The sequence below is a fragment of the Natribaculum luteum genome (assembly GCF_023008545.1).
Taxonomy (GTDB): Archaea; Halobacteriota; Halobacteria; order Halobacteriales; family Natrialbaceae; genus Natribaculum; species Natribaculum luteum.
In genome coordinates, this window is the sequence record NZ_CP095397.1 from 1545950 (window position 1) to 1572272 (window position 26323).

Annotated in this window: 25 protein-coding genes, 3 tRNA genes and 1 other RNA gene; 7 read left to right on the top strand and 22 right to left on the bottom strand. The window is 63.5% G+C overall.

Annotation, left to right across the window (positions count from 1 at the left end; genetic code table 11):
• Nucleotides 1-220: 220 nt before the first annotated feature.
• Entirely contained in the window at nucleotides 221-1318 is a 1098-nt protein-coding gene (locus tag MU558_RS07980; RefSeq protein WP_246973952.1) for an aminopeptidase, read from the bottom strand.
• A 60-nt stretch (nucleotides 1319-1378) separates the two neighbouring features.
• Nucleotides 1379-2101: a queuosine precursor transporter gene (locus MU558_RS07985; RefSeq protein WP_246973955.1), complete on the bottom strand. Its 723-nt coding sequence runs from the start codon at nucleotides 2099-2101 to the stop codon at nucleotides 1379-1381.
• 397 nt (nucleotides 2102-2498) lie between these two features.
• On the opposite strand from MU558_RS07985, the gene MU558_RS07990 reads away from it, so the two are divergent.
• Nucleotides 2499-2894 carry a MoaD/ThiS family protein gene (locus MU558_RS07990; protein WP_246973957.1) on the top strand — a complete coding sequence of 132 codons (396 nt, stop codon included), beginning with the start codon at nucleotides 2499-2501 and terminating at the stop codon, nucleotides 2892-2894.
• Nucleotides 2895-2955: 61 nt separating this feature from the next.
• Nucleotides 2956-3279: a cupin domain-containing protein gene (locus MU558_RS07995; RefSeq protein ID WP_246973959.1), complete on the top strand. Its 324-nt coding sequence runs from the start codon at nucleotides 2956-2958 to the stop codon at nucleotides 3277-3279.
• A gap of 20 nt (nucleotides 3280-3299) precedes the next feature.
• On the opposite strand, the gene MU558_RS08000 is transcribed toward MU558_RS07995, so the two are convergent.
• From MU558_RS08000 to MU558_RS08025, 6 genes are all read right to left on the bottom strand, one after another.
• Nucleotides 3300-3587: a hypothetical protein gene (locus MU558_RS08000; RefSeq protein WP_246973963.1), complete on the bottom strand. Its 288-nt coding sequence runs from the start codon at nucleotides 3585-3587 to the stop codon at nucleotides 3300-3302.
• A 651-nt stretch (nucleotides 3588-4238) separates the two neighbouring features.
• A tRNA-Ile gene (locus tag MU558_RS08005) sits at nucleotides 4239-4313 on the bottom strand.
• A gap of 90 nt (nucleotides 4314-4403) precedes the next feature.
• A complete protein-coding gene (locus MU558_RS08010) occupies nucleotides 4404-4544 on the bottom strand; it encodes a hypothetical protein (protein WP_246973966.1) in 141 nt (46 codons plus the stop codon).
• Between the two features lie 168 nt (nucleotides 4545-4712).
• On the bottom strand, nucleotides 4713-5303 hold the full coding sequence (locus MU558_RS08015) for a MogA/MoaB family molybdenum cofactor biosynthesis protein (protein ID WP_246973974.1): 591 nt from the start codon (nucleotides 5301-5303) through the stop codon (nucleotides 4713-4715).
• A gap of 61 nt (nucleotides 5304-5364) precedes the next feature.
• Complete coding sequence (locus tag MU558_RS08020) at nucleotides 5365-6618, bottom strand: CobW family GTP-binding protein (RefSeq protein ID WP_246973976.1); 1254 nt, start codon at nucleotides 6616-6618, stop codon at nucleotides 5365-5367.
• 4 nt (nucleotides 6619-6622) lie between these two features.
• Nucleotides 6623-7825, bottom strand: coding sequence for a CobW family GTP-binding protein (locus MU558_RS08025; RefSeq protein WP_246973977.1), 1203 nt, complete (start codon nucleotides 7823-7825; stop codon nucleotides 6623-6625).
• 104 nt (nucleotides 7826-7929) lie between these two features.
• On the opposite strand from MU558_RS08025, the gene MU558_RS08030 reads away from it, so the two are divergent.
• Nucleotides 7930-8352 (top strand): CopG family ribbon-helix-helix protein, encoded by a 423-nt coding sequence (locus MU558_RS08030; protein ID WP_246973978.1) that lies wholly within the window; start codon nucleotides 7930-7932, stop codon nucleotides 8350-8352.
• 174 nt (nucleotides 8353-8526) lie between these two features.
• Here the strand turns inward: MU558_RS08030 and MU558_RS08035 are convergent.
• Nucleotides 8527-8599, bottom strand: a tRNA-Asn gene (locus MU558_RS08035).
• Between the two features lie 95 nt (nucleotides 8600-8694).
• On the opposite strand from MU558_RS08035, the gene cca reads away from it, so the two are divergent.
• Nucleotides 8695-10086 carry a CCA tRNA nucleotidyltransferase gene (gene cca / locus MU558_RS08040; RefSeq protein ID WP_246973989.1) on the top strand — a complete coding sequence of 464 codons (1392 nt, stop codon included), beginning with the start codon at nucleotides 8695-8697 and terminating at the stop codon, nucleotides 10084-10086.
• Nucleotides 10087-10104: 18 nt separating this feature from the next.
• Here cca and MU558_RS08045 read toward each other — a convergent pair whose 3' ends face one another.
• From MU558_RS08045 to MU558_RS08060, 3 genes are all read right to left on the bottom strand, one after another.
• Nucleotides 10105-11115, bottom strand: coding sequence for a histone deacetylase family protein (locus MU558_RS08045; protein ID WP_246973991.1), 1011 nt, complete (start codon nucleotides 11113-11115; stop codon nucleotides 10105-10107).
• A 6-nt stretch (nucleotides 11116-11121) separates the two neighbouring features.
• The gene (locus MU558_RS23245; protein WP_322987042.1) at nucleotides 11122-11553 is read right to left on the bottom strand and encodes a histone; all 432 of its coding nucleotides are present in this window, start codon (nucleotides 11551-11553) and stop codon (nucleotides 11122-11124) included.
• Nucleotides 11554-11616: 63 nt separating this feature from the next.
• A complete protein-coding gene (locus tag MU558_RS08060; protein ID WP_246973994.1) occupies nucleotides 11617-13053 on the bottom strand; it encodes a single-stranded DNA binding protein in 1437 nt (478 codons plus the stop codon).
• Between the two features lie 345 nt (nucleotides 13054-13398).
• Between MU558_RS08060 and MU558_RS08065 the strand changes: the two genes are divergently transcribed.
• Nucleotides 13399-13471: transfer RNA gene (locus MU558_RS08065), tRNA-Arg, on the top strand.
• A 244-nt stretch (nucleotides 13472-13715) separates the two neighbouring features.
• Here MU558_RS08065 and MU558_RS08070 read toward each other — a convergent pair.
• From MU558_RS08070 to MU558_RS08095, 6 genes are all read right to left on the bottom strand, one after another.
• The gene (locus tag MU558_RS08070) at nucleotides 13716-14864 is read right to left on the bottom strand and encodes a putative manganese transporter (protein ID WP_246973997.1); all 1149 of its coding nucleotides are present in this window, start codon (nucleotides 14862-14864) and stop codon (nucleotides 13716-13718) included.
• 464 nt (nucleotides 14865-15328) lie between these two features.
• Nucleotides 15329-16786 carry an IS66 family transposase gene (tnpC, locus tag MU558_RS08075; RefSeq protein WP_246971934.1) on the bottom strand — a complete coding sequence of 486 codons (1458 nt, stop codon included), beginning with the start codon at nucleotides 16784-16786 and terminating at the stop codon, nucleotides 15329-15331.
• Nucleotides 16787-16849: 63 nt separating this feature from the next.
• Nucleotides 16850-17131, bottom strand: a complete 282-nt coding sequence (locus tag MU558_RS08080; protein WP_246974018.1) for a metal-dependent transcriptional regulator — start codon at nucleotides 17129-17131, stop codon at nucleotides 16850-16852.
• 4 nt (nucleotides 17132-17135) lie between these two features.
• Complete coding sequence (locus MU558_RS08085; protein WP_246974022.1) at nucleotides 17136-17474, bottom strand: FaeA/PapI family transcriptional regulator; 339 nt, start codon at nucleotides 17472-17474, stop codon at nucleotides 17136-17138.
• Nucleotides 17475-17619: 145 nt separating this feature from the next.
• The gene (locus MU558_RS08090) at nucleotides 17620-17979 is read right to left on the bottom strand and encodes an Ig-like domain-containing protein (protein WP_246974024.1); all 360 of its coding nucleotides are present in this window, start codon (nucleotides 17977-17979) and stop codon (nucleotides 17620-17622) included.
• 106 nt (nucleotides 17980-18085) lie between these two features.
• Nucleotides 18086-18274, bottom strand: coding sequence for a multidrug transporter (locus MU558_RS08095; RefSeq protein ID WP_377070557.1), 189 nt, complete (start codon nucleotides 18272-18274; stop codon nucleotides 18086-18088).
• Nucleotides 18275-18685: 411 nt separating this feature from the next.
• On the opposite strand from MU558_RS08095, the gene MU558_RS08100 reads away from it, so the two are divergent.
• Complete coding sequence (locus tag MU558_RS08100) at nucleotides 18686-20104, top strand: hypothetical protein (protein WP_246974029.1); 1419 nt, start codon at nucleotides 18686-18688, stop codon at nucleotides 20102-20104.
• 144 nt (nucleotides 20105-20248) lie between these two features.
• On the opposite strand, the gene rnpB is transcribed toward MU558_RS08100, so the two are convergent.
• An RNA gene (rnpB, locus tag MU558_RS08105) (RNase P RNA component) lies at nucleotides 20249-20693 on the bottom strand.
• A gap of 104 nt (nucleotides 20694-20797) precedes the next feature.
• Between rnpB and MU558_RS08110 the strand changes: the two genes are divergently transcribed.
• Nucleotides 20798-21400, top strand: a complete 603-nt coding sequence (locus MU558_RS08110; RefSeq protein WP_246974032.1) for a TIGR00296 family protein — start codon at nucleotides 20798-20800, stop codon at nucleotides 21398-21400.
• A gap of 495 nt (nucleotides 21401-21895) precedes the next feature.
• Here the strand turns inward: MU558_RS08110 and MU558_RS08115 are convergent, their stop codons facing one another.
• The 3 genes from MU558_RS08115 to MU558_RS08125 all read right to left on the bottom strand — a co-directional run bounded on the left by MU558_RS08115 (nucleotide 21896) and on the right by MU558_RS08125 (nucleotide 26263).
• Nucleotides 21896-23065, bottom strand: a complete 1170-nt coding sequence (locus tag MU558_RS08115) for a nicotinate phosphoribosyltransferase (RefSeq protein ID WP_246974034.1) — start codon at nucleotides 23063-23065, stop codon at nucleotides 21896-21898.
• 78 nt (nucleotides 23066-23143) lie between these two features.
• A complete protein-coding gene (locus MU558_RS08120) occupies nucleotides 23144-24583 on the bottom strand; it encodes an Hvo_1808 family surface protein (RefSeq protein WP_246974038.1) in 1440 nt (479 codons plus the stop codon).
• Nucleotides 24584-24625: 42 nt separating this feature from the next.
• Nucleotides 24626-26263: an Hvo_1808 family surface protein gene (locus MU558_RS08125; RefSeq protein ID WP_246974041.1), complete on the bottom strand. Its 1638-nt coding sequence runs from the start codon at nucleotides 26261-26263 to the stop codon at nucleotides 24626-24628.
• Nucleotides 26264-26323 lie beyond the last annotated feature (60 nt).

Genomic DNA, 26323 nt, shown 5'->3' on the forward strand with positions numbered 1-26323 from the left:
TCTCGAACCGCGTCGCTGGCACGTCCGATCTGGGGGCGTAGGCCGGATACTGCCGCCTCCGGCAGGGCGAGTGGACAGTGTGGTATCCGGGACGAGGCGTCGGCTCGTCCCGACCGGTTACTGGCCGCCACCGGTCGAGGCGGTACTCGACCGGACGGCGTGGTCGTACATGAGTATGATGTCGTTTCTGGTGACTCTGGTGTGGTTTGATACGTCTTACTCAGCGCTCGAAGCCGTCTTCCCAGCGGAATCGTCCGTTCCGCTGGACGACCTCGTCGTCGACCTCGAGTCGCGCGTCCTCGCTGACGTCGGTGATCAGGTCGGCGTGGACGGCCGAGTCGTTGCCCGACTCGCCGTCGGGGAGACAGGCGTCGTAGGCGCGACCGACCGCGAGGTGGACCGTCTCGCCCATCTTCTCGTCGAAGAGGATGTTGTCCGTGTAGCGGTCGATCCCGCGGTTCATCCCGACGCCCAGTTCGCCGAGTCGGCGCGCACCGGGATCGGTCTCGAGGACGTCGCCGACCACGTCCGCGCCCGTCGCGGCGTCGTAGTCGACGACCTCGCCGTCTTCGAACTCGAGGTGGACGTCCCGGACCTGCTGTCCTCGCAGGGTCATCGGCACGTCGAACAGCACCTCGCCGTCGGTCCCGTATGGCGCGGTGAAGACCTCGCCGCTGGGGAGGTTGTGCGAGTCGTACTCGACCGACGCGGCACTGTTGACCGCGGTTCGATCGTCGATCGACATCGTGAGGTCGGTCTCCGGTCCGACCAGTCGGACCTCGCTCCCCGCGTCGAGGATCGATTTCAACTTTGCCATCTCGGCCGCCAGCGACTCCCAGTCGCGGAGGATCGCGTCGTAGGCGAACTCCCGGTACTCCTCGTAGGCCATGTTCGCCTGCTGGGCGAGCGCCCGCGTCGGGTGGGCGGTCGAGACCCACCGGGTGTCGTAGCGCGCCTCGCGAATCTCCTGGCGAGCCCTGCGGTAGGCCTGGCGCGTCTCGCCCGGCACGTCGGCCGTCGCACTCGTGTTCCGCCCGCCGCCTAGCGAGAGGTAGACGTCGGCGTGCTCGAGCAACGCGAGTTCGTGGGCGGGATTCGACTCGAAGTCGCCGTCGTGGGCCTGCAGGTAGGCTCGCTGTACCTCGCCGGAGCCGTAGGTCGCGAGCAGGTTCGCACCGCGTTCACCGAGTTTTTCGGCGACGGCGACCGCGAGTTCGTGAGCGTCCGGGCCGACGGAGACGACCACGTCGTCGCCCGCCTCGACTCGAGCACTCCAGTCGATCAGTATCTCCGCGTGTTCGCGAACGCGTTCGTCCATACTTCGACGGACGCTCCGGACCGCATAAACGATCCTCGTTCCGGACGGTGACGCCGGCTTTCAGGCCGTCGCGGCGTCCTCGGTGCCGACTCCCCGCCGCGAGCGCACGAGGTAGACGATCGCGTAGACGACGGGCGTGTCGAGGACGGCGATGGCGAGTTTCAGCAGGTACTGGCCGACGATCAGCGAGAGCACGACCTCGAGTGGGAGGACGACACCGACGCCGAGAAGCGACGGCGCGACCGCGAACGCGATCGAGACGAAGATGACGGTGTCGATCGCCTGGCTGCTCGCCGTCGAGGCGACGTTTCGCAGCCAGAGATGGTCGCGGCCGGTGTACTCGCGAATGCGGTGGAAGACGATCACGTCCCAGTTCTGGCTGACGACGTACGCCAGCAGACTGCCGAGGACGACGTTCGTCGACGCACCGAGCACGTTCGCGAACGCACCGGGGTCGATGCTCGTCTCCGCTGCCGGCGCGGCGATCGTCGACCAGACGAGCGCGAGCACGACGAAGTTGAGGACGAACGCCACGTTGACGACGATCTGTGCCGCTCGTCGACCGTATAGTTCGGCGTAACAGTCGCTCGCGAGAAACGTCAGCGCGTACGCCAGCGCCGCCCCGGGGAGGACGAGGTCGGATCCGGTGATCGGAATCGAGAACGGCACCGAAAAGGCGAGCACCTTCGACGCCGTGAGCTGTGCCGTCACCAGTGCCGCGACGAACAGGCCGATGAGCGACACCTGTGGAACCGTCGGATGTGCGCCTCGAGTCTGTGTCATGAACACGACGTACTCGGGCGACGACCGTAAACGATGCTATTCGACGGTGACTTCGGTCCTCTCTTGATAATCGTTTGGTATTCTCAGCTCCCCGCTCGACCTCGAGACGTCCGCCAGTGGTGTGGAGGCCGGCGAGACGACGATCGGCACGATACACCGCTCGACGGGCCTCACACTGAGGAGTTCGGCGTCATCCGATCGAGGTGCCCCAGAACGATCTCGGCGACCACTCGATACCGATGATCAGCTACGACCGATCGACGAGCCGACCGTCGACCGCCAGCAGATGCACGACTCGTCGCCACCGGCCACACCTCTGCCACCGAACTGACACAACGTACTCGAGTCGAACATGTTCGGAGCGAACCTTTCCCCTGTGGGCGTCCTACAAAGGGGTATGGCTACCGAAGCGACTTCACGGGAGATGCTCGAGACGACGACGGTCGAGGTCCGCTGTACGGGCCACGTCCGCGACGCCGTCGGGACACCCTCGCTCGAATACACGTTCGAGGGCTCGACGCTGGGCGAGTTCCTCGAGGCCTTCTTCGACGACTACGACGTCGAGGACCTGCTCATCGCCGAGACGGAAGCCGATGCGACGGCACACGGCTGGGCACCCGTCCCCGACGAGTTACCGGGAACCTGGCGGAAGAACCCCGACGGCGAGCAGACGCGGACGTACGCCCGGGTCTGTATCAACGGCCGATTCAACGAACACGTCGACGGGTTCGCGACCGAACTCGAGGACGGCGACCGCGTCGCGTTGATCTACCCGTTCATGTTCTGCTGCTGATGTCTCGTCCCGATTCGTTCGCTCCCGGACTGACGAACCGCCGTCTCCGAGGCCGATTCGCGTGACCGACGACGATCACGCGACCCCGACAGAACACGTCGCGCTCGCCGACCTCGAGGATCGACCCCACGCACAGGTATTCGACGGCGAACCGCGCACGGTCCGGCTCGCACTCGAGGCGGGCGAGGGCGTCGCTTCCCATCGCCACCCCGACCGGCGGATCGTCCTCCACGTCCTCGAGGGCCGGCTGGCGGTGACGCTGGGCGACGACGAGCACGTCGTCGAGCGAGGCGAACTCCTGCAGTTCGACGGACGACGGTCCGTCGCGCCGGAGGCGCTCGAGGACAGCGTGGCGGTGATCGTGCTGGCTCCTCGCGTCGCGTAGCGACCCGCTCTCGAGTCGGACTACCGCTCGTCTCCCAGCCCGTCGGCGACCTCGTCGAGTCGATCGCGCACCTGCCGGGCCTCCTCGAGCGTCAACTCGACGTCGGCGTGGCCCGTCCCGTGGTCGCCCGCCATCGCGTCGACTGTGAACAGCACGCGGTCGCGTTCGCTCGCCTGCACCGAGACGTCCGCACGATCGGGATAGTCGCGCGGTCGGCCGATCTCGAGGTCGTACTCGCCGCGCGTCACGCCGATGCTCACGTAGTCGGGATGCTCGAGATCGATCGAGTCTGCCGGTTCGTCGGACATACGTAGCACCTCTCCGGCGAGTTTCTTAGTTACACGGCTCGAGGTCGATCCCGGTCTCGATCGGTGCCAGCGTGGGGCGGGCTGGGATGGCGATTATCGAAGATCGCACTGTCGACCGTCGGAACGTGTCGACGTGTTCCCCACACCGTTCGCACTCCTCGGTTCCACCGCGCCGGTTCGTGTTCGTGACTGTACTATCGGCCAGGTCTATCAGAAGCGACGAGCGCGACGAAGACAGAACCGCACGGAGAGCGCCGCCGCCAGGATACAGAACTGTCCGGACTGTGGCGCACCGAACGATCCGGAGCGAACGAGGTGCAAATACTGCGGTACGGTGCTGTAATCGGCCAACGGCCACGGCGAGACCGTCACGCCGACCACCCCGTTTCGGATACGAATTTCGCACGCAGGCGTCGACCCGAAACCAGTGACTGGTTCGGTTCCGGTTCAGACACCCCCTCGAGCGAAACAGAAATCCGGCGGCTCGAGTGGGTCAGGGTGCGATTAGCGGCCGAATTTATTTCGGCCACGAATCGACTTATTTTTGGATGGGCCATGACGGATTCGAACCACGGTCGCAGCGAAGCTGCTCCCTGATTCGAATCCGCCAGCGTTCCATTCCACACTGCTCGCTGTCGCTCGCAGGTTCCATGGGCCCTGACGGATTCGAACCATCGACCACTCGGTTATGAGCCGAGCGCTCTAACCAGACTGAGCTAAGGGCCCGTGCAAGCGAAGGAAAAACGTGCGTGATAGTTAACCCTTGCTGTCCGACTCGCTCGAGAAAAACGGCCGCTTCAGACGCCGTCTGCGCCGTTACATGACGAGCCCGAGTGCGACGAATTTTTCTTTGTCGAGTTCAGCCTCGAGTTCTTCGCGGATGTCGGCCTCGGAGGTGTCTTCCCGTTCCTGTTCTTTCGCGTCGAGTTCGGCAACGTCTTCGTAGTAGTGACACATGGTAGCACTACACACTACCCCAGGCAGCATAAATCCTGTTGTGGGTTCGTTGATGATTGTGGCTTTTCTACTCGAATCCGTTCTGGTGAGAACACCTCGAGTCGAAATGACTACTCGATCGTTCACCAGTTCGGCGAACGGTGGCCGATCGGTCGACGCCCTCTCAACTCACTCGTCGGATTCGTACTGCGAGAGCGACTGATCGGTCACGTCCGCCCGGTGACTCGTCGCCAGCCCCGCCAGGTGTGGCGCCTCGGGAACGATCAGTTTCTCGCAGGCGGTTCGACACGCGCTCTTGCTCCCCGGCAGACAGAAGACGGGCGTGTCGACGGCGATTCCCGCGGTCGCTCGAGACGCCATCGCCCGCGTGCCGACTTCCTCCCACGAGAGCGAGCGGAAGAGCTCGCCGAACCCCGGCAACTCGCGTTCGAACAGTGCCGAGGTCGCCTCGGGTGAGACGTCGTCTGCGGTGACGCCCGTTCCGCCGGTCGTCACCACGACGTCGACGTCCCGTCGAGCGACGAGGCTTCGGACTGCCGTCCGGATCGTCGCGTAGTCGTCGCGTACCAGTTCGCGGACGCGCACCTCGTGGCCGTGCGCTTCGAAGATCTCCTCGATCGTATCTCCGCCCGGATCGTCCGGATCTGCCTCCTGTGCGCGAGAACTCGAGACCGTCACGATCGCCACGTACAGCGGATCGATGACGTCGTGGCCGTGGTCGTCGGTCGAACGCCTGTCGTTCGTATCTTCAGTCGCCATGTGCCTGTCTCGTAGTCCCAGGGCGAAATACTCTCCCCCGCCACCGTCGCTCGGTTCCGCGTCAGTCGATCGTTTCCGTCTCGCGCGACGAGACCGTCATCGTCTCGCCCATCGACGTCGGCGTCGGATTCTCGAACGCACTCCAGTCGTCGGCCATCTCCGCGTCGGTGAGCAGACACTCGTCCAGCCGCGCCTCGAGTGCGTCCACCTCGAGGTCGCGTCCGATGAGCGCGAGCCGAACCTCGCGGTCGCCCCACTCGTCGTCCCACGACAGGTCGGGCTGGCTTTGCCGGTAGGTCTCCTGTTGTTGCTCCGAGAAGCTCGCGATCCACCTGCCCGTCACTTCGAGGGTGGTCTCGGTGCCAGCGTAGCTCATCGTCAGGGCCTGCCGTTCCCGGCCGGCGACCCAGCACAGTCCCTTCGCGCGTACGAGGCCGTCCGGAAGCGTGGCGAGCAGGTCCACGAACCGTTCGGGGTGGAACGGTCGGGTTCGCTGGTAGGTGTCGACGGTGATGCCGTATCGTTCCGGCGGATGTGCGTGATCGTCGGCGTGGCTGTGTTCGTATCCGGCGTCGCGGTCGTGGCCGTGACGCTCGGTCGTCGTCTCGTCGTCCTCGATCGCTCGCTTCCAGCCCGCCGACTCGCGCGCGGCGGTGAGGTCGAACCGCCCGCTCTCGAGCAACTCCGCCGGGTCGAGCCGGCCGTACTCGGTGGTGAGAATCGTCGCACGCGGCTGGAGCGTCTCGAGCAGCGCCACCACGCGATCGCGTTCGGTCTCGTCGACGAGGTCGCACTTGTTGACCACGAGCAGGTCGCAGAACTCGACTTGCTCGAGCAGCAGGTCCGCGAGCGGGCGCGTGCCGTCTTCGTCGGGTCCCTGCTGAACCGGTTCTTCGTCGCCGTCGACGAACGCGTCGTAGAACTGTCGCGCGTCGACGACGGTGACGACGGCGTCGAGGTCGTACGGGCCGGCGGCGGGCCCGCGGGCGAACTGGTGGGCGATCGGCTCGGGTTCGCCGACGCCCGATGCTTCCACGACGAGCGCGTCGAAGTCGTACTCTTTCCAGAGGGAGACGACCGATCGCGAGAGTTCCCCGCCGAGGCTACAGCAGATACAGCCGTTCTCGAGCGCGAGGACCTCCTCGCCGCTCTCGAGGTCGGTTCGGGCCTCGACGAGCGTCTCGTCGACGTTCACCGCGCCGACGTCGTTGACGACGACGGCGACGTCGCGGTCGTCCGTCTCGAGGACGTGCGTCATGAGGGTCGTCTTCCCCGCGCCGAGGCCGCCACAGAGTACGGTGACCGGAACTGCCATTTAGCTATCCACGAGCGCTGCGTTCACGTCGTTCTTCCGGTTCGAACGGATCGGGATACTGTTCCCAGTTCTCGTCGAGCTCGGCGCCGGTGAGCAGACAGTCGTCGAGTCGATCGACCAGCCTGGCTTCGTCGAATGCTCGACCGATGAAGACGAGCCGGGTCATTCGGTCGCCCCACTCGTCGTCCCAGTCGTCTTCGATACCGGGCTGGGCCGCGAAAAACTGTTCGCGCTTGGCTTCGGGCAGCGTCGCGAGCCACTGCCCCGACGGTCCTGCCCGAACCGACGTCCCTGATTTGTCGAGCCCCATCGCGACGTCTTCGCGACCTGCACTCCAGAAGAACCCCTTCGCACGGATCAGTTCGTCCGGCAGCCTGGGGAGCAATGCGGCGATCCGCTCGGGGTGAAACGGTCGTCGGCGCTCGTAGACGAACGAGGTGACGCCGTGTTCTTCTCGTGGGTCGTGGTGATGGTCGTGTTGCAGTTCGTGTTTCCAGCCTGCACTGTTCTGTGCCTCTTCGAAGTCGAACCGCCCTGTTCCCAGGATCTCGTCGGGATCGACGTTGCCGTGCTCGGTACGAACGACCGTCGCACGAGTCTGGAGGCGTTCGAGGACGGCTTCGATCTCGTCTACCGCGTCGTCCGGAACCAGGTCGCACTTGTTGAGTACGAGTACGTCACAGAACTCGATCTGATCGAGCAACACCTCTTCGGGGACACGCCCGGCGTCGGGCTCGAGTTCGCCGCTCACGAGTGCCGACCCGGCGTCGAACGACTCCCAGAAACTGTGGGCGTTTACCACCGTTACCATCGTGTCGAGGTCGTAGACGTCCGTCGGATCGAAACTCGCGTCATCGATCCCGAGCGTGAACGTCTGTGCGACCGGGATTGGCTCGGAGATGCCGGATGACTCGACCAGCAGGTAGTCGAACTCCCGGCGGTCGGCTAAGCGGCCGACCTCCTCGAGCATGTCTCCGCGAAGCCGACAGCAGATACAGCCGTTCGACAGTTCGATGATTTCCTCGCCATCGCCGAGTGCTGCCCGCCTGGCGACGTGTTCGGCGTCGACGTTCACCTCCCCCATGTCGTTGACCACGACGGCAGTCTCGAGGTCGTGGTCGGCCGTCAACACGTGATTGAGGGTGGTCGTCTTTCCCGCGCCGAGGCTTCCGCTCAGGATGGTCACTGGAATACGGTCGTCGTTCATACTCCGCAAGCCACTATGATAGCTGGCTATTTCAATACTAGTTATTACATAACTCGATCCGAAATCATAACAACACATATTATAACGAGTAGAGTGTTTAATATATGGCCGTCGTCAGCGTCTCGATGCCCGACGAATTGATCGACCGACTCGACGAGTTCGCGACCAACCACGAGTACACCGGTCGCAGCGAGGTCGTCCGCGAGGGTGTTCGCATCCTCATAACAGAGTTCGAGAACGATCGCCTCGAGCGTCGACCCCTCGCGGGCGTCGTCAGCGTCCTCTACGATTACGGGACGACCAGCGTCGAGCGACGCCTCACCCGACTTCGACACGAGCACGAAGATCACGTGGCATCGACCGCCCACAGCCACGTCGGCGACCACTGTATGGAGCTGTTCGTCATCGAAGGTGAACTCGAGGATATCTCTGCGTTCGTCGGGACCGTGCGCTCGATCGAGGACGTCCGAACCGTCGACTACACCCTGTTACCGTTGGACGCCGTCGATCGACCCGAGACGTCGTGAACCGCTGGCGGCCACGACGTTCCTCGAGAGCCAACTCGAGGAGAGGCTGCGGTCCCAGCTGTTTCCGACCCTGATCGTAATTCGGTTCGTGGAATCGAACGTGAGCCGGTATCGGCTATCATCCGTCAGAAAACGACGACAGCGACCACTCTTGGCGAAGCGGCCGGAAAGAAGCGCCGAAGCCAGGACTCGAACCTGGGACAACCTCGTTAACAGCGAGGTGCTCTACCATCTGAGCTACTTCGGCTCATCATCAAGTTGCCGCGTGTATTTGATAGGGCTTTCGTTTTCCCCGCACGGAGTTCGACACGCTTTCACGCACTGCTCGAGTACGCGCTCGTGATGACTGACGAGGACGGCGAGACGGCGAACGAGTCTCGAGGTGACGAACTGGAGCGTGTCGTCGCTCGCGTTCGCGAGCGGATCGACCCCGACGAGGAGGAGCGATCGAACCTCCGGCAGGTCGCGAACGCGCTCGTCGCTCGCGCCGAAGCGGCCGCGACCGAGCTGTGTCCCGACGCCGACGTGGTGCAGGTCGGCTCGACAGCACGCGACACCTGGATCAGCGGCGACCGCGACATCGACGTCTTCGTTCGATTCCCGCCGGACCTCGACCGCGACACTTTAGAGGAGTACGGCCTCGAGGTCGGCCACGCCACCCTCCCTGACGGTCACGAGGAGTACGCCGAACACCCCTACGTGAAAGGCACGTTCGACGGGTTCGAGGTCGACGTCGTCCCCTGCTTTCGACTCGAGTCGGCGACCGACATTCGGTCTGCCGTCGACCGCACGCCCTTCCACACCGAGTACTTACAGCGCCGCCTCGACGCCGACCTCGCCGCCGACGTCCGGCTCGCGAAGGCGTTTCTCAAGGGAATCGGCGTCTACGGGAGCGACCTTCGGACTCGGGGGTTCAGCGGCTACCTTACCGAACTGCTCGTCCTCGAGTCCGGCGGCTTTCGGCCGTTACTCGAGACCGCGGCCGACTGGCACCCGCCGGTCCGACTCGATCCGGAAGACCACGGCCGGGCGACGTTCGACGACCCGCTCGTCGTCGTCGATCCCACCGATCCGGAGCGCAACGTTGCTGCCGTCTGCTCGACCGAGAACGTCGCGCGCTTCCAGCACTACGCCCGCGACCTGCTCGACGCCCCTCGTCTCGACCGCTTCGAACCCGCAGACCGCGAACCGCTCTCTGCGACCACGCTGCGCGATCACATCGAGCGCCGCGGGACGACGCCGGTCGCGATCCGCTTTCCCGCGCCCGACCTCGTCGACGATCAGCTCTATCCCCAGCTCGACAAGTCCCTCGCGGGCGTCACGCGCGAACTCGACGACCGCGGCTTCGACGTCTTCCGCGCGGCGACGTTCGCCGACGAGACCGCCGTCCTGTTCGTCGAACTCGCCGTCGCCGAACGGCCGACGGTCGAACGCCACGGAGGGCCGCCGGTCGACGTCCGCCAGCACGCGGAGGGGTTCTACGAATCCTATGCCGGAGACGAGGACGTCTACGGTCCGTTCGTCGACGGCGACCGCTACGTCGTCGAACGCGACCGCGAGTTCGACCGCGCCCAGGACCTCCTCGAGAGCGACCGTCTGTTCGACGTCGGCCTCGGTGCGCACGTCCAGTCGGTACTCGAGGACGGGTACGACCTGCTCGTCGACGAGGACGTCGTCGCCTTGCTCGATGAGTTCGACACGGAACTCGCGGCGTACTTCGACCCGCGACCCTGACGACGCTCGGTACTCTACTCAGTACTCGAGTCCGTGTGCTTCGGCGACTTCTCCGAGAGTCTCGTCGACGTCGACGCTGACGTCGCCGTCTGGCTCGATCGGCTCTCGCCCGTCGAACGTCTCGTGGACGAGCGCGACGCTGTCGGCGAGGACTTCGAGACCGTATCCACCCTCGAGGACGAACGCGAGCGCGGCGTCGACGTCGTCCGCGAGCGTTCGAATCCTGTCGGTCATGAGTGCGTAGGCTTCCGTCGACAGGCGGATCCGGGAGATAGGATCGTGGCGGTGGGCGTCGAACCCTGCGCTGACCAGCAGGAGATCGGGATCGAACGCACCGAGGGCGGGTGCGATTACGTCGTCGAGCGCCGCCAGGTAGTCGACGTCGTCGGCTGCCGGCGGCATGGGGACGTTCATCGTCGTTCCCTCGCCGTCGCCCTCGCCAATTTCGTCGATCTCGCCGGTCCCTGGATACAGCCCGCCCTCATGAAGCGAGACGAAGAAAACGTCACCACGGTCGTAGAGGATGTCCTGCGTCCCGTTCCCGTGGTGGACGTCCCAGTCGACGATCGCGACCCGTTCGGCGTCTCGTTCGTCGATGGCGTACTGGGTCGCGACCGCGACGTTGTTGACGAAGCAAAAGCCCATCGCGTCGTCGAACACCGCGTGGTGGCCCGGCGGTCGACCCAGCGAAAACGGCGTCTCGCGGCCGTCCGCCCCGTCGAGCGCCGTTTCAGCCGCCCAGCAGGCGAGCCCGGCACTCTGGATGGCGGCGTCCCACGTCGCTTCGACCGCGGTCGTGTCTGGATCCCAGTTGCCGCCACCGTTCGCACAGAACTCGCGGACCTCCTCCAGGTACTCCCGGTCGTGAACCGCTGCGATCGTCTCGAGCGTCGCCGGATCGGATTCGACGTACTCGACGCCGTGTTTACGTTTCAGACCTTCACGGATCGCTCGCAGCCGGTCTGGTGACTCGGGGTGGCGCGGGCCGGGGTTGTGATCGAGACAGGTATCGCTGTAGCCGAATCGCATCCGAGTTCACTCGAATAGCGAGAAGTACGTCTCGATGTCTTCGGCTTTAATCGTTCGTCGGTCGGCGTGACGCGCCAGTTTCGCCGCCGCCCGGGCGACGTTGTCCGCGTAGTCCTCCAAGATGTCCGCGAGCGCGATGCGGGCGTCCATCGAGACGCGGTACCGGCCGTCGATGTCGATGCGTGCGATCCGGTCGACGGGCGCGACCGGAAGCTCCAGGTCGTCCTTGTCGACGATCGCTTCGACGCCGAAGTCCTGTGCCATCAGCGTCTTCCGACCGTCCTCCGTCGCCTGATCGGCTGCGTCCGCCGCGAGCGTCGCACCGTGTTCCTGGATGCGTTTCGCGAGTTCCTCCGACGCGTCGGCGCTCACCCGGAGATTCCCCGCGTTCCGCCGGATGATCGTATCCACCGGGGCGAACGGAAGCTCGACGTTCATACCCTAGCACCTGCAGTTGACACTCTTAATGGTTTTCCTACCTCGATCGGACTCGTGGCCGGTTCAGAACACGTCACTGGCCTCGAGCCGTCCGTCGCGCACGACGCCGCGTGCGGTCACTTCTTCCCCTAGCCCGACGTCGGCGTCCGTCTCGACGCTCATCGTCTCCTCGCCGTCGTCCAGTACGACCGGGTCGCCGGCCTGCACGACGACGCCCGTAAACTCGCGCTCCTCGCCGTCGGTGACGTCGCTCTCGCTCTCGTCGCCCTCTCCGTCCTCGCCGCTGCGAGCCCCCGTAGTCTGACTCTCTGACTCGTCGCTTCCGTCGTCGGCGAACGCAGAGAGCCCGGTCGACTCCGCGCTTCGGTCGTCGTCGCCTGCGGCCGTGTCACTTCCGTCCGTATCGAGGATCGTCACCGTCGACCGCCAGCCGGCAGAGGCCTCGAGGTCGTCCTGCCAGCCGTCTTTGATCTCGACGTCCGCGAGCGCGACCTCGTCGCCGGGTCCGACGTCGACGTCGGCTTTCTCGCCCCACAGCGCCACGCGGATGTCGCCGGTCGCGTCCTGAACGCGGATGTTCCGGACCTGTCCCTCGGAGCCGTCATCGCGGTCGAACGTCCGCTTCGGGTCGGCCGAGCGAACGACGCCCGCGATGTCGACCGTCTGGCCGATCTCGAGAGTCTCGATCGATGTGCTCTCGGGAACGTACTCGACGTCCTCGTCGACGTCCTCGAGTGCGCCGCGGTTGCCGACGTGGAGCTCGAGGTCGCCGTCGCGCTCGCGAACGTAGCCGTCGATCACCTCGACCGTGTCGCCAGCCTCGAGGTCGTCGACGCGTTCTGCCTGCTCGTCCCAGAGCGTGACGCGCACGCGCCCGGTCGAATCGCCGAGCGTGAGGTTCGCGACCTTCCCTTCCGAGCCGTCGTCGCGATCGAACGTTCGCATCGAATCGGTGTCCAGGACGAGTCCGACGAGGTTGACGTTCGAGAGGCCGAGCGAGAGGTCGTCGACTGTGTGCGTATCCGAGACCTGCACGTCGATCTCCGTCTCGTCGTCCGGTTCGACGTCGTCGACGCTCACTTCGACGCCGCTGAATCCCTCCTTCGGTCGCCCCACGATTCGCAGCACCTGCCCCTCCTCGAGTTCTTCGACTGCGGCCTCGGCGTGTTCGTCCCAGAACGCGGCACGGATCGACCCCGTCTCGTCGGCGACCTCGACGTTGACCACGCGGCCGTCCTCGGCGTCGCCGTCGCGTTCGAACGTCCGCACTTCGCCGATGCTCACCACTTTCGCGACGAACTTGGCTTCCTCCATTCCCGGTTCGACGTCCGCGACGCCGCCGACCTCGCTCTCGCCGAGTTCGTGAGCGACGAGCATCGCCGCCGTCTCCTCGTCCGCGAGTCCCCCCATCTGCTCGACTTTCGCCTCGACGGCCTCGCGAAACTCCTCGAGGGAGACGTCGGCCTCGAGGTCTTCGTACACGCCCTCGATGTCGCTCATTCTATGCTCGTGCATGAGTAGCCCGCGCATAAGCGTTATTCATTCGGTGTTCCGGCTGGTACTGTGCGTCGCAGACGACGCTAGAACTCGAGTGGGGGAGCATACCCCGTCTGGCTGCTCCTCCGTATATAAATGTCAGCGTGACGTTCGGCTCGTCGCGACTGGTGGTGGTGGTCTCGTTCGTGACGCCGTATACCGGAAAACAGGTTCTCGGAGGTGATTTGGCACCTCGAGTCGGGTCGTAGACGCCGTCGGTAAAATCCGGGAGTACGACAATGTGACGCAGAGTCGTCGACGGGTCCCTTTCGAAAGTGCTTTAATGTCCACGCGGCTACGAAGAGATGAGTCCTGATAGGGTAGTGGACTATCCTCTTGGCTTGCGGAGCCAGGGACCGGAGTTCAAATCTCCGTCAGGACGTTTCTGACGCGACAAACCCACGAGCGGCGCGCAGCGTTGCGAGTATCTGTCGCGTCAAAACGGACTCGGGAGATTTGAGCAGGGAGCTGCTTCGCTGCGACCGTGTTCAAATCTCCGTCAGGACGCTTTCACCGACACAAAACGCCGAGCGAAGCGAGGCGTCTGCGTCAGTATGTAACTCGAACACGACGATTTGAGCCGGGTGCAGCGTTGCTGTGACCGCGATCGAATGGCCGTCACCAGCTCATCCGGCCAGTGTGAACCAGATCTGGGGGAGATCGAACAGCTGCCAGAGGACGTGGACTGCACCACCGGCGACGGCGGCGGGGATCACCGTATAGATCGTCGCGAGGATCGCTGCTCGGTAGTCGATCGCCAGCAGCGGGAAGAACGCATCTCCGTCCTGGCTGATCGCGTTGGCGACGAGCGCCGAAAACGGGATCGCACCTTCGCCGTACGCCGTGGCGATCCCGACGTGGACGCCACAGCCTGGTATCGCCCCGACGAGGGCACCACCGATGGGTGCGAGCATCCCTGCAGTCGACAGCTGTGCAAACTGGACGTCAGCCACGGTCGCGAGTTCGAACACGAAGAGTGCGACTGCGACCCAGAGTACGATCCGACTCGTCGACGCGGCACTCCGCCACAGTGCGGACACGTATCGATGCAGACCGACCCGATCGGTCGTCGGTGCCATTCCGCGGCCGTACACGTATCCGGACAGAACGACCCCCGTCACGCCGACGGCCGTGATGACGTCGGTTTCCCAGAGGACGAGCTGTGGTTCGGACTGGGTGAGGAGTGCCCGCATACTGACGCCCAGTCCAACGAGGGCGATCGTCCACCACGAGACCAGCACGGCCCACGACCACAGGTTCGTCGCGGTGTCGACCGAACTGGTCGGCCGACGGGTCGTACCACAGGCCGCGTGCCCGGACTGGGTGACTGCGCCGCCGTCGGCGGCCGTCGCTGGCTGTCTGACGATCTGATCGATTCGTGCCGTTCCAGTCCCGTATCTCTCTATCAGCAGACCGGAGAGAACTGCCGTTACGAACGCGACCCCGTACGCGATCGGGGCCACTTCGGGTGCGACAGCGAGCAAGACGAACGCCGAATCACCGGCTGTCGCCGCCAGTGTGGCGACGACGGTTCCAAACCCGACGACGCCACGACCGTACAGTGGCATCACGGCGATCGCTCCCCCACAGCCGGGAATCAACCCGAGTAACGCTCCACCAACTGGCTGGAGGTACTCCGAATCGCCGAACCAGGAGACGATCGTGTCGTCGACGACGAATCGTCCAAGCTCGACTACCAGAACCGACATCGCGACGAGCGACCCGATGATCACCCACGTTTCGATGGCTACCCCCGAGAACAGCTCTGCTATCATCTCAGATCACCAGACTGACGCCCTTCGAAACCGGGACTCCGATGTGAATACCACCACTCGAGCCTGCCTGCAGGAATTATCCGTCGCATGTATGGTTTTAGGTTGCCCTAAAACAACTTAGTCGTTACAGACGGCGACACTGTTTCGGGTTTGAGAAGCGCTCTATCCCTGATTTATGAAATTATCGCTGCAAATCGGCCGGTGGGATCGCCACTGGAACGTCACTGCTCGGTGGCGGTCACGTTACTGGAATATCACAATCGTCGAGATCCGTCGCCTCGCAGTGGTCTACGCACGGCAGGTCGACTCGGTCGTTGAGTTCGCGAACGTCCTCGTGAGAGAGCAGTCGTCCGATACGATAGGCCTGTTCGCCGTGCAACTGGACGTGTGACGTAACTTCGAAAAACTGCTGGACGGCACGTAGTTGGATAGCGTGACCAGGATTCACCGGCCAGTGATGCCTCTCATCCTAATCTGAGTTCTTGCCCACCGAGGATGGACTGGAGCTGTTCAGGCGGATCAAGTCCTCGTCGTTTCCACGTGGCTAACATGGTCGTAATCGTCTCGTGAATCTGGACCCCTTCGGCTGAGCGGAGGGTCCGGAACATCTTCCGCAGCACAACTTGCTCGCGCAGAGCGCGCTCTGCGCGATTATTCGTCGAATCGACGTCTGGCTCTGTAACGAACGTCAGCCAGTGCCCTAACCCGTTCCTGATCTTCTCGATCAGCTTCTTGACCTCCTGTGCCTCGTAGTCTTCCCTGATCAGGCCTTCCAGATGTAACGACGCCTCCGCCCGCTTTTGCTCGCGGGCGGAGGCGGACGGATCCTCCTCGTCGAACGCCGTTAAATCGTCATGGAGAGCGTGTAACTCCTCAGACAACCTCTCTGCTTCCTCGTACCGTTCAGCAACGTACTCCGCCTCCCGCAACAGATGTGCCCAGCACCGCTGGAGCTTCGTGTGATAGCTCGGATACGCTGACCAACCGTCACAGCTGAGCGTTGAGTCCTCGGCGAAGTCCTCGCCGAGGACGTCCTCTAACACCTGACTTCCACGACTCTCATCAACCCAGAACAGCACTTCTTCGTCAGTAACGAACGTCCACGCCCAGTGTTGCTCTCCGTCAACAGGAAATCCCGTTTCATCGCAGTAGACGACGTCACTTTCCTGAATACGGGCTTTGACATCGTCATACGCGGGTCGCAGCCGGTCTGCGACCCGCTTGGTCAGGTTGTAGATCGTCCGATGAGAGATGGGTGTATCGAGTTCCCAGTCAAACAGCTCCGCCTGTTTACGGTTTGGAAGTCGCTGATGGAACCTACCGAGGGCGGTTTGGGCCATGATATTTGGCCCAAACCGCCCGGTTTCCGGGCAGTCTGGATGTTCAGCAACGACTTCGTTTCCACAGGAACAGCGGTGTTTGCCGAGTTCGTACTCGACGACAGTGGTTGGAATAGGGAGAGGTATGTCGATAATCGTCCGTGAGATGTAGCTGTCCGGGTTAGAGAGGATTTGCTCACAGTCTGGGCAATATCCCTGATCGACTCGAATAGTCTCCTCTGGTTCCGGAGGCGGTCGAGTTGTTCCTTCGTGACCTTCGTCACGTCCTGGAGAGGAGCCGCTGGCGGCGTCAGCGTCGCCGCCAGCGTCGTCCCCTTGGTCTTCGTTCTCTTCCTCGTCGCTGTCATCGTTGCCAGGTGATCCAGCCACGCCACCCTGCTTACTGGGAGGTGTGTTTGGGTTTTCGTACCGCTTGAGGCGAGCCTCAAGTTGTTCGATCTGCTGTTGTTTTGCAGTGATCTGACGACGAAGAAGTCGGTTCTCAAGCTCTTTGACGACGAGTTGCTGGCGGAGATGCGTACTGTTCTCGGTGCGGATCGTGGAATCTATCGATTCCAGCGATCCGCTAACCCCCAGCGACACACTTGATTCACCATTGAGAGACCATTCATGAGACTGCTACGAAATCGGTCTGACGGCAAATCGCTATCCAACTACGACGGCACAGCGCCGCCAGCGGAATTCACGGGCTACGCGCTCGCCATACGCCGTTAGCTCGGCACCGTGGTACGGCTGGTAGGTTACGAGCCCCCGCTTCTCGAAGCTGTCGAACATTTCGGTAACGCTCGCCGCACTGACCTCGAGGAAGTCGGCGAGTTCGCTGTTGCCAATCGGCGGGTCGTCGGCCAGCGTCAGGGTCAACAGCCCACAGAGATATCGGCCTTCGCTGAGGCTGAGTGTGCGCTCGTCGTCGCTCGTGGTTGCCATCGTTCTAGTTCGTGTTTCCGTCACTCGCCGAATCGATCGTCACTTTCCCGCGACCGTCTGTTCGCCAGTAGACGACCGTCCGACCCGTCTTTCGTCGACACAACTCGCCTTCGGCGACGAGTCGATTGAGTTTCCGTCGTGCGGCTTCCGTCGTGATCCCGAGGCCGTCTGCGACGTCGGTCGTCGTGACGACTGGTCCGGCGACGTCGTCGAACACTGCGAGCACGTCGTCGAACCCGATCGTCTGGACGAACTGGCCGTCCTCGTCACGCAGACGTTTCCGTCGTCGCTTTCGACGGCCGGTCGTTCTCGCTCGTCGCTCTCGTCCGTGTCCGGATGCCATCACGCTCACTATCCGTGGCGGTACCTATACCCTGTTGCTAGTACCAATATTGTATTCGAAACTGCTCTGCGTCCCGAAAACCTGAAACAGGACTTCGAGTGCGCGCACTCGAGGTTGCGTCGGCACCGACGGACGTCTGCCGGTCTCAGAGTTTGTCGAATTCGATGTTGTCTTGATCGACGCGGGCCTGCAACGAGTCGTCATCTTCGACGTCGAACTCTCGTTCGCCGGACGGGCCGGATTCGACGTCGACGCTGAGCGTGTGCGTGCCCGACGACAGAACATCGTCGTGTTCGAACGCGCCGTCAGGCTCGATGGTCACGTTTTCGGACACCAGTTCCTCGCCGTCGGCGTCGACGAGCGTTACGTCGGCAGTCAGCTCGTTATCGGTTCGATTGAATACGACAACGTCCGGATTGCCGCCGAACATCCCGCTACAGCCCGCCAGAAGCGTCGTTCCCGAGATTGCCGTTCCGACGAGCATCTTTCTTCTGGTAGTTGCCATTGGTCACGTGAAGATGCATAAACAAGTATATTAAAATTACCGAAAACAATTCAACACAGAACAACTTACTTAACTCGCCAGTAACTGGCCATCTTGTCGAGAGGGATCAGGTCAGACGGTCGTGAAGGACCAGCAGGGCACCGCCCCCCACGAGGACGACGGCGATAACCGTCGGTACGAGCTGTCCACTTCCCCACTCCCAACCGAGAAATTGGGTTCCGACGATCGCTACGATCACGATGACGATACCGAGTACCGTACTTAGCGACGATTGGCTGTTGAAACCGAGGGACATGCCCATTTTCATGTACGTCAATTCAATATAAAATTCTTTCCTAGAATGACAGAACGTTCATACGTAAATCGCACTGATGATCCGACGGCGCCGGTCACTCGAACTCGACAGATCCGTCTTGCTTCTTGCTGTCGCTTCGGTCGTCGACGCTCTCGTAGCGCCTTTCGGTGGAGGTTCTGGTGATATCGAGTTTCGGGGCTATTGGTAATAAGTAATTCGACTCTCGATAGCTAACCTCCCTCAATTACTGTTGATAGACATTAGGTATCCTGTTGCTTTTCTCTTTGAATCCGACATCGGTTCTGTGGCTAATTTTATAATCTAAGCCAGACTAGTTCCTAGTCTAGAAAACCAATATACTATTTAAGTATTAGTTAGATATAAATACATTAACGATTATCTACATTATGCATGTCGCGATCAACCCATGCTGAAGGCGAAGCGGCTACAACTGGCGATTCGGCGTCTGTACCGGTCCTCCTGTACGACGCGAGTTGTACCATGTGCAACGATCTGGCGTACAAGGTCCGCGACCGCGCAGACGAACCACTCCGACTCGTCTCGCTGAGCGATCCCGAGGCGGACGAACTGCTCGCACCCCACTACTCCGACTCGTGGAGCGAGGACTTCTACTTCGTCAACGGCGACACCGCCCGGAAAGGCAAGCGTGCACTGCCGAGCGTGATGAAGACTGTCGGTGTCAAAGACTTCGCCGCACTCCTGGGAGACTATCTTCGACACCACCAGAGCCAGTCCCAGGGAGACGACTGTGATCACGATCACGATCACGACGATTCCCGTAGTACGGGCGTTCTCTCCAGGCGAAACTTCGTCGGTGCGGCTGCCACGGTGGGAACGGCGCTGTTCGCTAACCCCGTGCAAGGAGCGTCCTCTCGTGACCGTCCCCCGAAAGGACTCGCAGTCCGCGTCGCTCGCGTCAGACCCGACGGCCAGGGAAGTTACGACGTCACCATCGAGCGAGAGGACGAACTCGTACGCCAGGAGCGGTGGGAACCGTCTTCACAGGTGGAGAGTACGCAGTCTACGACGAAACAGAAGCCGGTCTCGATGGACTCTACGGGAACGAAAACGCTCCTCGACCGGGGAACGTTGCAGGTGCAGCGAGAGGATGTCGATCTGACGCTCGAGACCGACGACGACGTGCTCGAGGCGGCATTCGACATGAACCGTGCAGGTCAGTCTCGTGGCGCCCAGATGACCCGGTACGGCGTGCTTGACGACCGCGATCGGTACGGGTTCAGTCTCAACTTCGCGAAGGGGCCGATGAAAGTCGACGGCAAAGCGAAAGACGGTTCGACGCTCTCCGGGCGAATCAACCACGACGTGGCGCGGAAGACGGTCGACTTCGTCAAGTTCGAAAGCGAAGAGTCGGCGGACATCGAGACCCACCTTGAGGGGTACGTCGCGGCAATCCGTGCGTATCAACGCCACTACGCCGACAGCGGCGACGCGAAGATGGCCCGCCTTTACGGCGAAATCGCAGCCGATCTCGACGGGAACGTCTCGACGATACCTGCCGCCGCCGAAGACGAGTTCGAACCCGTCAAAAACGTGCTGTCAATCTCGAGCGTGCCGTACTGGACCGAATACGTCGAGTCACCGACGACAGATGGGTCGGACGTCTATCAGACGTCAGATGTTTCTGGGGCGGATTGTGGCTGTAGTTGCTGTTCGCTCGGTTGCTGTACCGGGTGTGATTGTGGCTGTAGCATCTGTATCGGGACTCCCAAACCTGGCTGTGGCTGTGGGTGCTGTATCGGTGGCTGTGGAGCCGGGTGTGGTTGTGGTTGTTGTTACTGTATCGATTGATAACGCCTGCTGTACCTGTGTCCCGGCGCATCCGCGACCTGTCTGGCGGTTGGCCCGGGACTGACGTACGGCAGACGTTGTGAGAGACTGCTGATCGAAGCGAGTCGATCCAGAGCCGCTTGCGTCGGCTCTTTCGGTTAAACTGGGTGAGAGGAGTAAGCCCCCTTCTGTTCGTCCCGGCATTCGGCTGAGCGTCCACGCCACCCGCGGAATTCGCGGTGTCTTCGGGCTACCAGCGGCGCGGACTTGCACCGGTGAGGATTCGCCGTTCCATCGATCCTCGGCCGTCTCTGCACAGTCGATCGCGCCGAGCGCGACCTGCGGTTTCGAACCGCGATACTCGACTGCGCTCCCTCTGCGGGTCAACTCCCCTTCCTCGCGGTCGGGTTCGCACGCATCATCGGTCGGGTCGAGACGTGTCGTTTCTGTTCCAGAGCCAGCGGTCTCCCGCTCCGGGCTTGCGCCCGGTCACCTGCCCGAACGGTGGGGGGACTTTCCTCGCGGGCGTGAAACGTCCGGACGGACGATCCACGTTGGACGGGCGCGCCGTTACCGACGCGTCCGCCGCGGCAGCCAGGCTCTCTCTCCCAACTAACCGTAGGGCCTTCGGCCGAATAAGTGCCTCGGTCGGCAACAATCGCCGCAGAACGCGAATGGAAGCGCTTTAGGTCGATAACGTCCACGTACACCTGTATGTCCCAGCGACAGGGCGTCGACCTCTCTTACGAGGACGGCGCACGCGCGGTCGAACTCGCGCGTGAAGCCGTCGAATCCTACGTACAAAACGGACAACGAGAACATCCAGGTAGCATGCGCGACGCGTTCTACGCGCGAACGGGCGCGTTCGTCCGTCTCGAGTCGACCTGTGGTCGAGGGAGTCTCCGGGGGTGTGCTGGCGGCTACCGATCGGACGAACAGCTCGGACACGTCATCGTCGACGCGGCGATCGAAGCCGCAAGCGACAGTTCCTGTGGCTCCGAGGTCACGCCATCGGAGCTTCCCAATCTCACCGTCTCGGTCTGTGCGGTCAAGAACGTTGTTCTGACCGACGATCCGCTCGCCGACCTCGAGCTTGGCGTCCACGGCGTCGCGGTCGACGGCGGCGGAAAGAGTGGCTGGCTCTATCCGACCGTTCCCGTGGAAAACGACTGGAGCGAACGTGAGTATCTCGACCGCGTCTGCCGAAAGGCACGGCTACCGCCGACGGCGTGGCAGGACGACGACGTGGTCGTCACGCTCTTCGAGGGACAGGTGTTCCGCGAGCGCGAGGCCGACGGGAGTATCGAACAGCTTTGACGTCCTCCCCGGCCTGACGGGCGAGGTTTCGCCGAAGGGGGTATTCTGGTTGCGTGTTTCCTCGATCCTCGAGGTTCACCTACACGTTCGCGTGACCCGTCGACGGTCGCCACCGAACTGTGACCAACGGGTGTGCTTTCGAGCGCGCGTAGCCCTTGCGGTGAGACCCTCCACCCCGCGATCTGCGGGCGTCAACGGCGTCGAACGACGCTCACACTCGAGCGGTTAGATGATCGCGCCAAAGACGTCATTACTGGCCGATGCGTGCAACAGACCGCGGGGTTTGACGGGTCGTCGATGTCGGTTTCCACTGGTCACTGTCCCATATGCTTCCGTGTTAGCCACCGACGGTCGTGGCCCCGTAGCGTACCTCGATCCCGGCGTGTGTCGTAGCTCTTCGCTCGCCGGTTCGTTCCTCGGATCACTCGAGCCTACCGCTCGAGTTTCGCCTCGAGTAAGTCGTCTACCGCTCGAACGCAGACGCGGACGCCGCGTCTACACGTTCTCCTCGCCGGAGACGCCGAAGCCGACGGCGTCGGCGTCGGCCAGACAGCGCTCGCTCGCGGCGTCGAGGTCGAACTCGCGGACGATCTCGCCGTCTCTTATCAGCGGCTCGAGCAGCGACTCGCCGCCCGTCGGCGCGTCGGCGTCGGCGAGCGCGACGTGGTGGTCGCCGTCTGGCGTCCGGTAGACGTCCTTCTTCCCGGCGAGTTTGCCCCGCTTCGAGACCGCCTCGCCCTCGAGTTCGACGATGTCGAGGCTGAAGTCGACGGGATCTGCGCTCGTGATCGCACTGCCGACGCCGAAGCCGTCGGCGACGTCCCGGAGGTTTCGAAGCTGTTCGGGCCCGAGTCCGCCGCTGCAGAAGATGTCGACGTCGTCGAACCCGCGGGCGTCGAGTTCCCAGCGCACCTCGCGGACGAGGTGGCGGAAGTCGCCGCGGCGCGACCCCGTGGTGTCGAGTCGAACTCCGTCGAGGTCGTCGCCGAGCGTCTCGGCGGCGAGTAAGCTCTCGGCTTTCTCGTCCCAGAACGTGTCCGTCAGTGCGATCCGCGGGACGTCCTCGGGGACGGCCTCGTCGAAGGCCTCCCACGCGGCCGCCTGGCTGCCTTCGCCGAAACAGAACAAAAGCGCGTGGGGCATCGTCCCGCTGGCCTCCCGTTCCAGAATTTCGCCGGCGGCGACGTGCGAGAAGCCGTCGAGTCCCGCGAGGACGGCGGCGCGTTCGACGACCGACGCGATCGAGGGGTGGACGTGCCGTGCGCCAAAGGAGAGCACGAGCGAGTCGGGCGCGGCGCGCCGTGCCTCGAGTGCGGCCGTCGCGAAGCCACTCGGCTGGGAGAGAAATCCGAGAAGCGACGTCTCGAGGGCGGCGAACTCGAGATACGATCCCTCGATCCGCAAGACGGGGCCGCCGTCGAACAGCTGGCCGTCGGGCAAGGCGTCGACGTCGATCGCCCGCCCCTCGAGGAGTGTCGCGACGTCGGCGACGCCGGTGAAGACCTCGAACTCGCCCGTGGGGAACTGGTCTGCGGTCACTTCGGCGACCACGTGGGGGTTCTTGCCGGCGTGCTCGAGCGTCGTCTGCGTGCGCTGGAAGTAGGCGTCCGTCGCGGTGCCGTCGAGGATCGCCTCCGGCGGAACGGTTCCGAACGGATTCGTCATATCTCCGCTTTCCGTCGGAGGGCGAAAAAGCTACCCGTCTTCGGAAACGGACGTTCTGTCCGGTATGAGGGCTGTCGCTTACGGATTTACCGGCACCGACGCGTCGGCCGGCGCTCCTGTCCGTGAGGTCGCCTCGGGCGTCGGTGCCGTCGGCGGGGCCGCAGGCGCGATCGCGGTCGACGTCGGCGAGGGCCTGTGGATCGCCTCGAGGTCCGTCACCGTGGGTGCGCCGACGATCACGACCTCGTCGCCCTCGAGGTCGACGCGGTACGCGCCGGCGAACTCCTCGTCGTCCGGAATCCGGTAGACGCCGTCGGCGGAATCGACGGCGTCTGCGCCCTGGCTCTCGAGCACCTCGACGTACGCGTCGCGAAACTCCCTGGCGTCGCCCTCGCTCTCCCAGGCGAGTTTCCAGACGTGTCCCGTCTCGTTGCCGTCGCCGTAGGCGACGAACGTGTCGCCGGCCCAGCCGTCGGTGGCTGGGTGAGAGTAGTTGTACCGCGAGTACTCTCCAGATCCCTCGCCGAGTGGTCGGCCGATCACGCCGTTCGACCAGAGCGTCGCGAACAGGGTCGCCTCACCGACTGTCTCCGTTCGCCGCTCGCCGTCGTCGGTCAGCGGCTCCCACTCGCTGGTCGATCGGTCCTCGACTGTCACGTCGGCTGGTCGAGCCTCCGGGTATCGCTCGGGGTGGATGAGCTGTGCCGTACTCGTGGGCGGATCTTCGTGTACGGCGTCGACGCCCTCCCAGCCGGTCGTCTCGTGGCGGTGGGCGACGAACGTGGGCCCCTCGGCGTACGGTGTGTAGACCGAGAGGAACAGGCCGGCGTTGAACGATCTCTGGTCGGGCGGTGCGGTGTCCGGCGTGGCGGCGTCGAGACACTCCCACTGCTCGCCACAGCGCTCGTCGTACAGCGACGGGACGTACTCGGCCTCGCCCTCGGCCAGCCCGGTCGTCGCACGCCGTTCGTCGATCGTTGCGCCGCCACTCCCGAGGCCGAACTGCTGGTCTTGCAGGGCGTGGACGAGTTCGTGGACAAGCGTCGTCCGGTCGATTCGGTCGTCGTCGTCGACGACGAGTACGATACGCCCGTCCGAGTAGTAGCCGAGTATCGAATCGCCGTAGAGCTCGTCGAACGCCTCGTTGACGTCCGTCTCGCCGTCGACGACGAACGCCCCTCGCCACAGTTCGTTCGTAAACTGCGACGCCGGGTCTCGATCCTGTTGCCAGCGTTCTCGATACTCCTCGCGGTTCACGACCTCGAGTTCGACGTCCTCCTCGAACTCGAGGCCGCGTATTTCCTCGATTCGGGCCATCGCGCGGTGTTTGACGGCCTCGCGTTCGTCCTCGGTGAGCGGGCCGCTGCCGTCTATCTCGATCGTGTCGGTTGCGTTGTAGTCACCGACGCGTCCGAGTTCGCGGTCGCCGTCCAGTTCGTCCTCGGCGTCCGAAATCGGGGCCGTACAGCCCGCGAGTACGACGAGCGCGACGACGACGACGAGAGAGACCCGTCGCATTAGCACAGTAGACGGCCGCCGGAGGCAAAGCGTTTCTGTCGACTACCGCCGGCGTGCAACCGTCACGGCGATCAGCACCGCGCCGAGGGCAGCGCCGACGCCGAACCCGGGCAGTTCGTCGCTCTCGTCGTCGGCCCCCGAACGTTCGTCTGTGCCGTCGGTTTCGTTTGCGTCTTCGAACACAAGGGTGTCCTCGCCGGCAGGTGCCGCGCCTTCGCGGATCTCCGGCAGTTCGTCGACCGAGGGTGCTCTGACGATCGTCACCGTCGTCCCGTCGTGGTCGACGTAGTACGCGCCGGGATAGCCGTCGTCGATCACGACGGTGTCCTGCCGGCCGTCGACGGGATCTGCGCCGTGGATGTCGAGCAACTCGAGGTAGCCGTCGAGGAACTGTTCGGCCTCGGAGTCGCTGGTCCACTCGGTTCGCCAGACGTAGCCGCTCTCCTCGATCGTCCGTTCGTCGGTCGCGTACACGACCAGCCTGTCGCCGGCCCAGCCGTCCGTGTAGGGCTGGTCGTAGTCGATGTCGGCGACGTACCCGTCGTCGTCGAACGTGACGAACTCCCCGGCTCCGACGACGGAGGACTCGAAGGGTGCGATCGCTCCGTCGGCGAACATTGCCGCCATCGTCGCCTCGCCGAACGACGAGTAGTCCGGCCCCTCGTCGGTCTCGAGACGCTCCCAGCGGTCGGTCGATCGATCCTCGATCTCGAGGTCGGCCGGTTCGCGCTCCTCGCCGGGACGGATGACCTCGGAACTGCTCGCCGGCGGGTCGTCGTGGGCGGCGTCGACGGCGTCCCAGCCGCCCTGCTCGAGAAGGTAGTCGACGTAGTCGGGGCCGTCGTCGTAAGGCTGGAAGACGGTGAAGTAGATGCCCCAGTTGAGCTGTGGTGGCTCCTCGCTTCGCTGCTCGTCCGGGAGCACGCAGTCCCACTCGCTCTGACAGCGATCTTCGTACTCGGTGTCGACCCAGACGGCCTCGCCCTCGATGAGCCCGTTTCTGGCGTTTGCCTCGTCCCGGGTCTCGTTTTCGTTGCTCTCGAGACCGACGTACTGGTCCTGTAACGCGTGGACGAGTTCGTGACCGAGCGTCACCTCGTTCGTCGCGGGCGTCTCGGGCGTATCCGAGACCAGGACGATCTCGTCGGTCGCCGGATCGTAGTAGCCCGCGACGGAACTGTCGTACATCGCCTTGTACTCCTCGACCGCGTCGGTGTCGCGGTCGACCATGAACAGCGACTCGAATCGGACGTTGTGATAGAGCCGTTCGTCGTCTTCGAACTCGCCGAACATGTCGCCGTTCTCCGCTTCGAACTCCTCGCGAGTGATGACGTCGACCGACACCGCCTCCTGGAACGGCTTCTCGCGGATGACCTCGACGCGGGCCATCGCGCGGTAGACGACCGCCTCGAGTTCGTCTTCCTCGAGGACGCCGTCGTCGCGGTCGTCGGCGGGCAGCGAGTCGTTGTACCAGTAGCCTTCGACGTAACCGATCGTTCCATTGGTCGTCGGTTCGTCAGTACCGGTTTCGACCTGCGGAAGGGGCGTCGCGGTCGACGGCTGGGTCGCCTCGACGGACGTGGAGGTGGAGGTTGCGGCGGACCCCGCCGCTGCCGCCGGGGCCGTGATCGTCGACAACACGACGACTGCGACGAGGACGAACGCGCGGGTTGCCTTCATTGGCGGATCGATGGTAACTGGTTAGAAAGCGAACCTGAAAAACGCCCCGGTCGTCGGGGA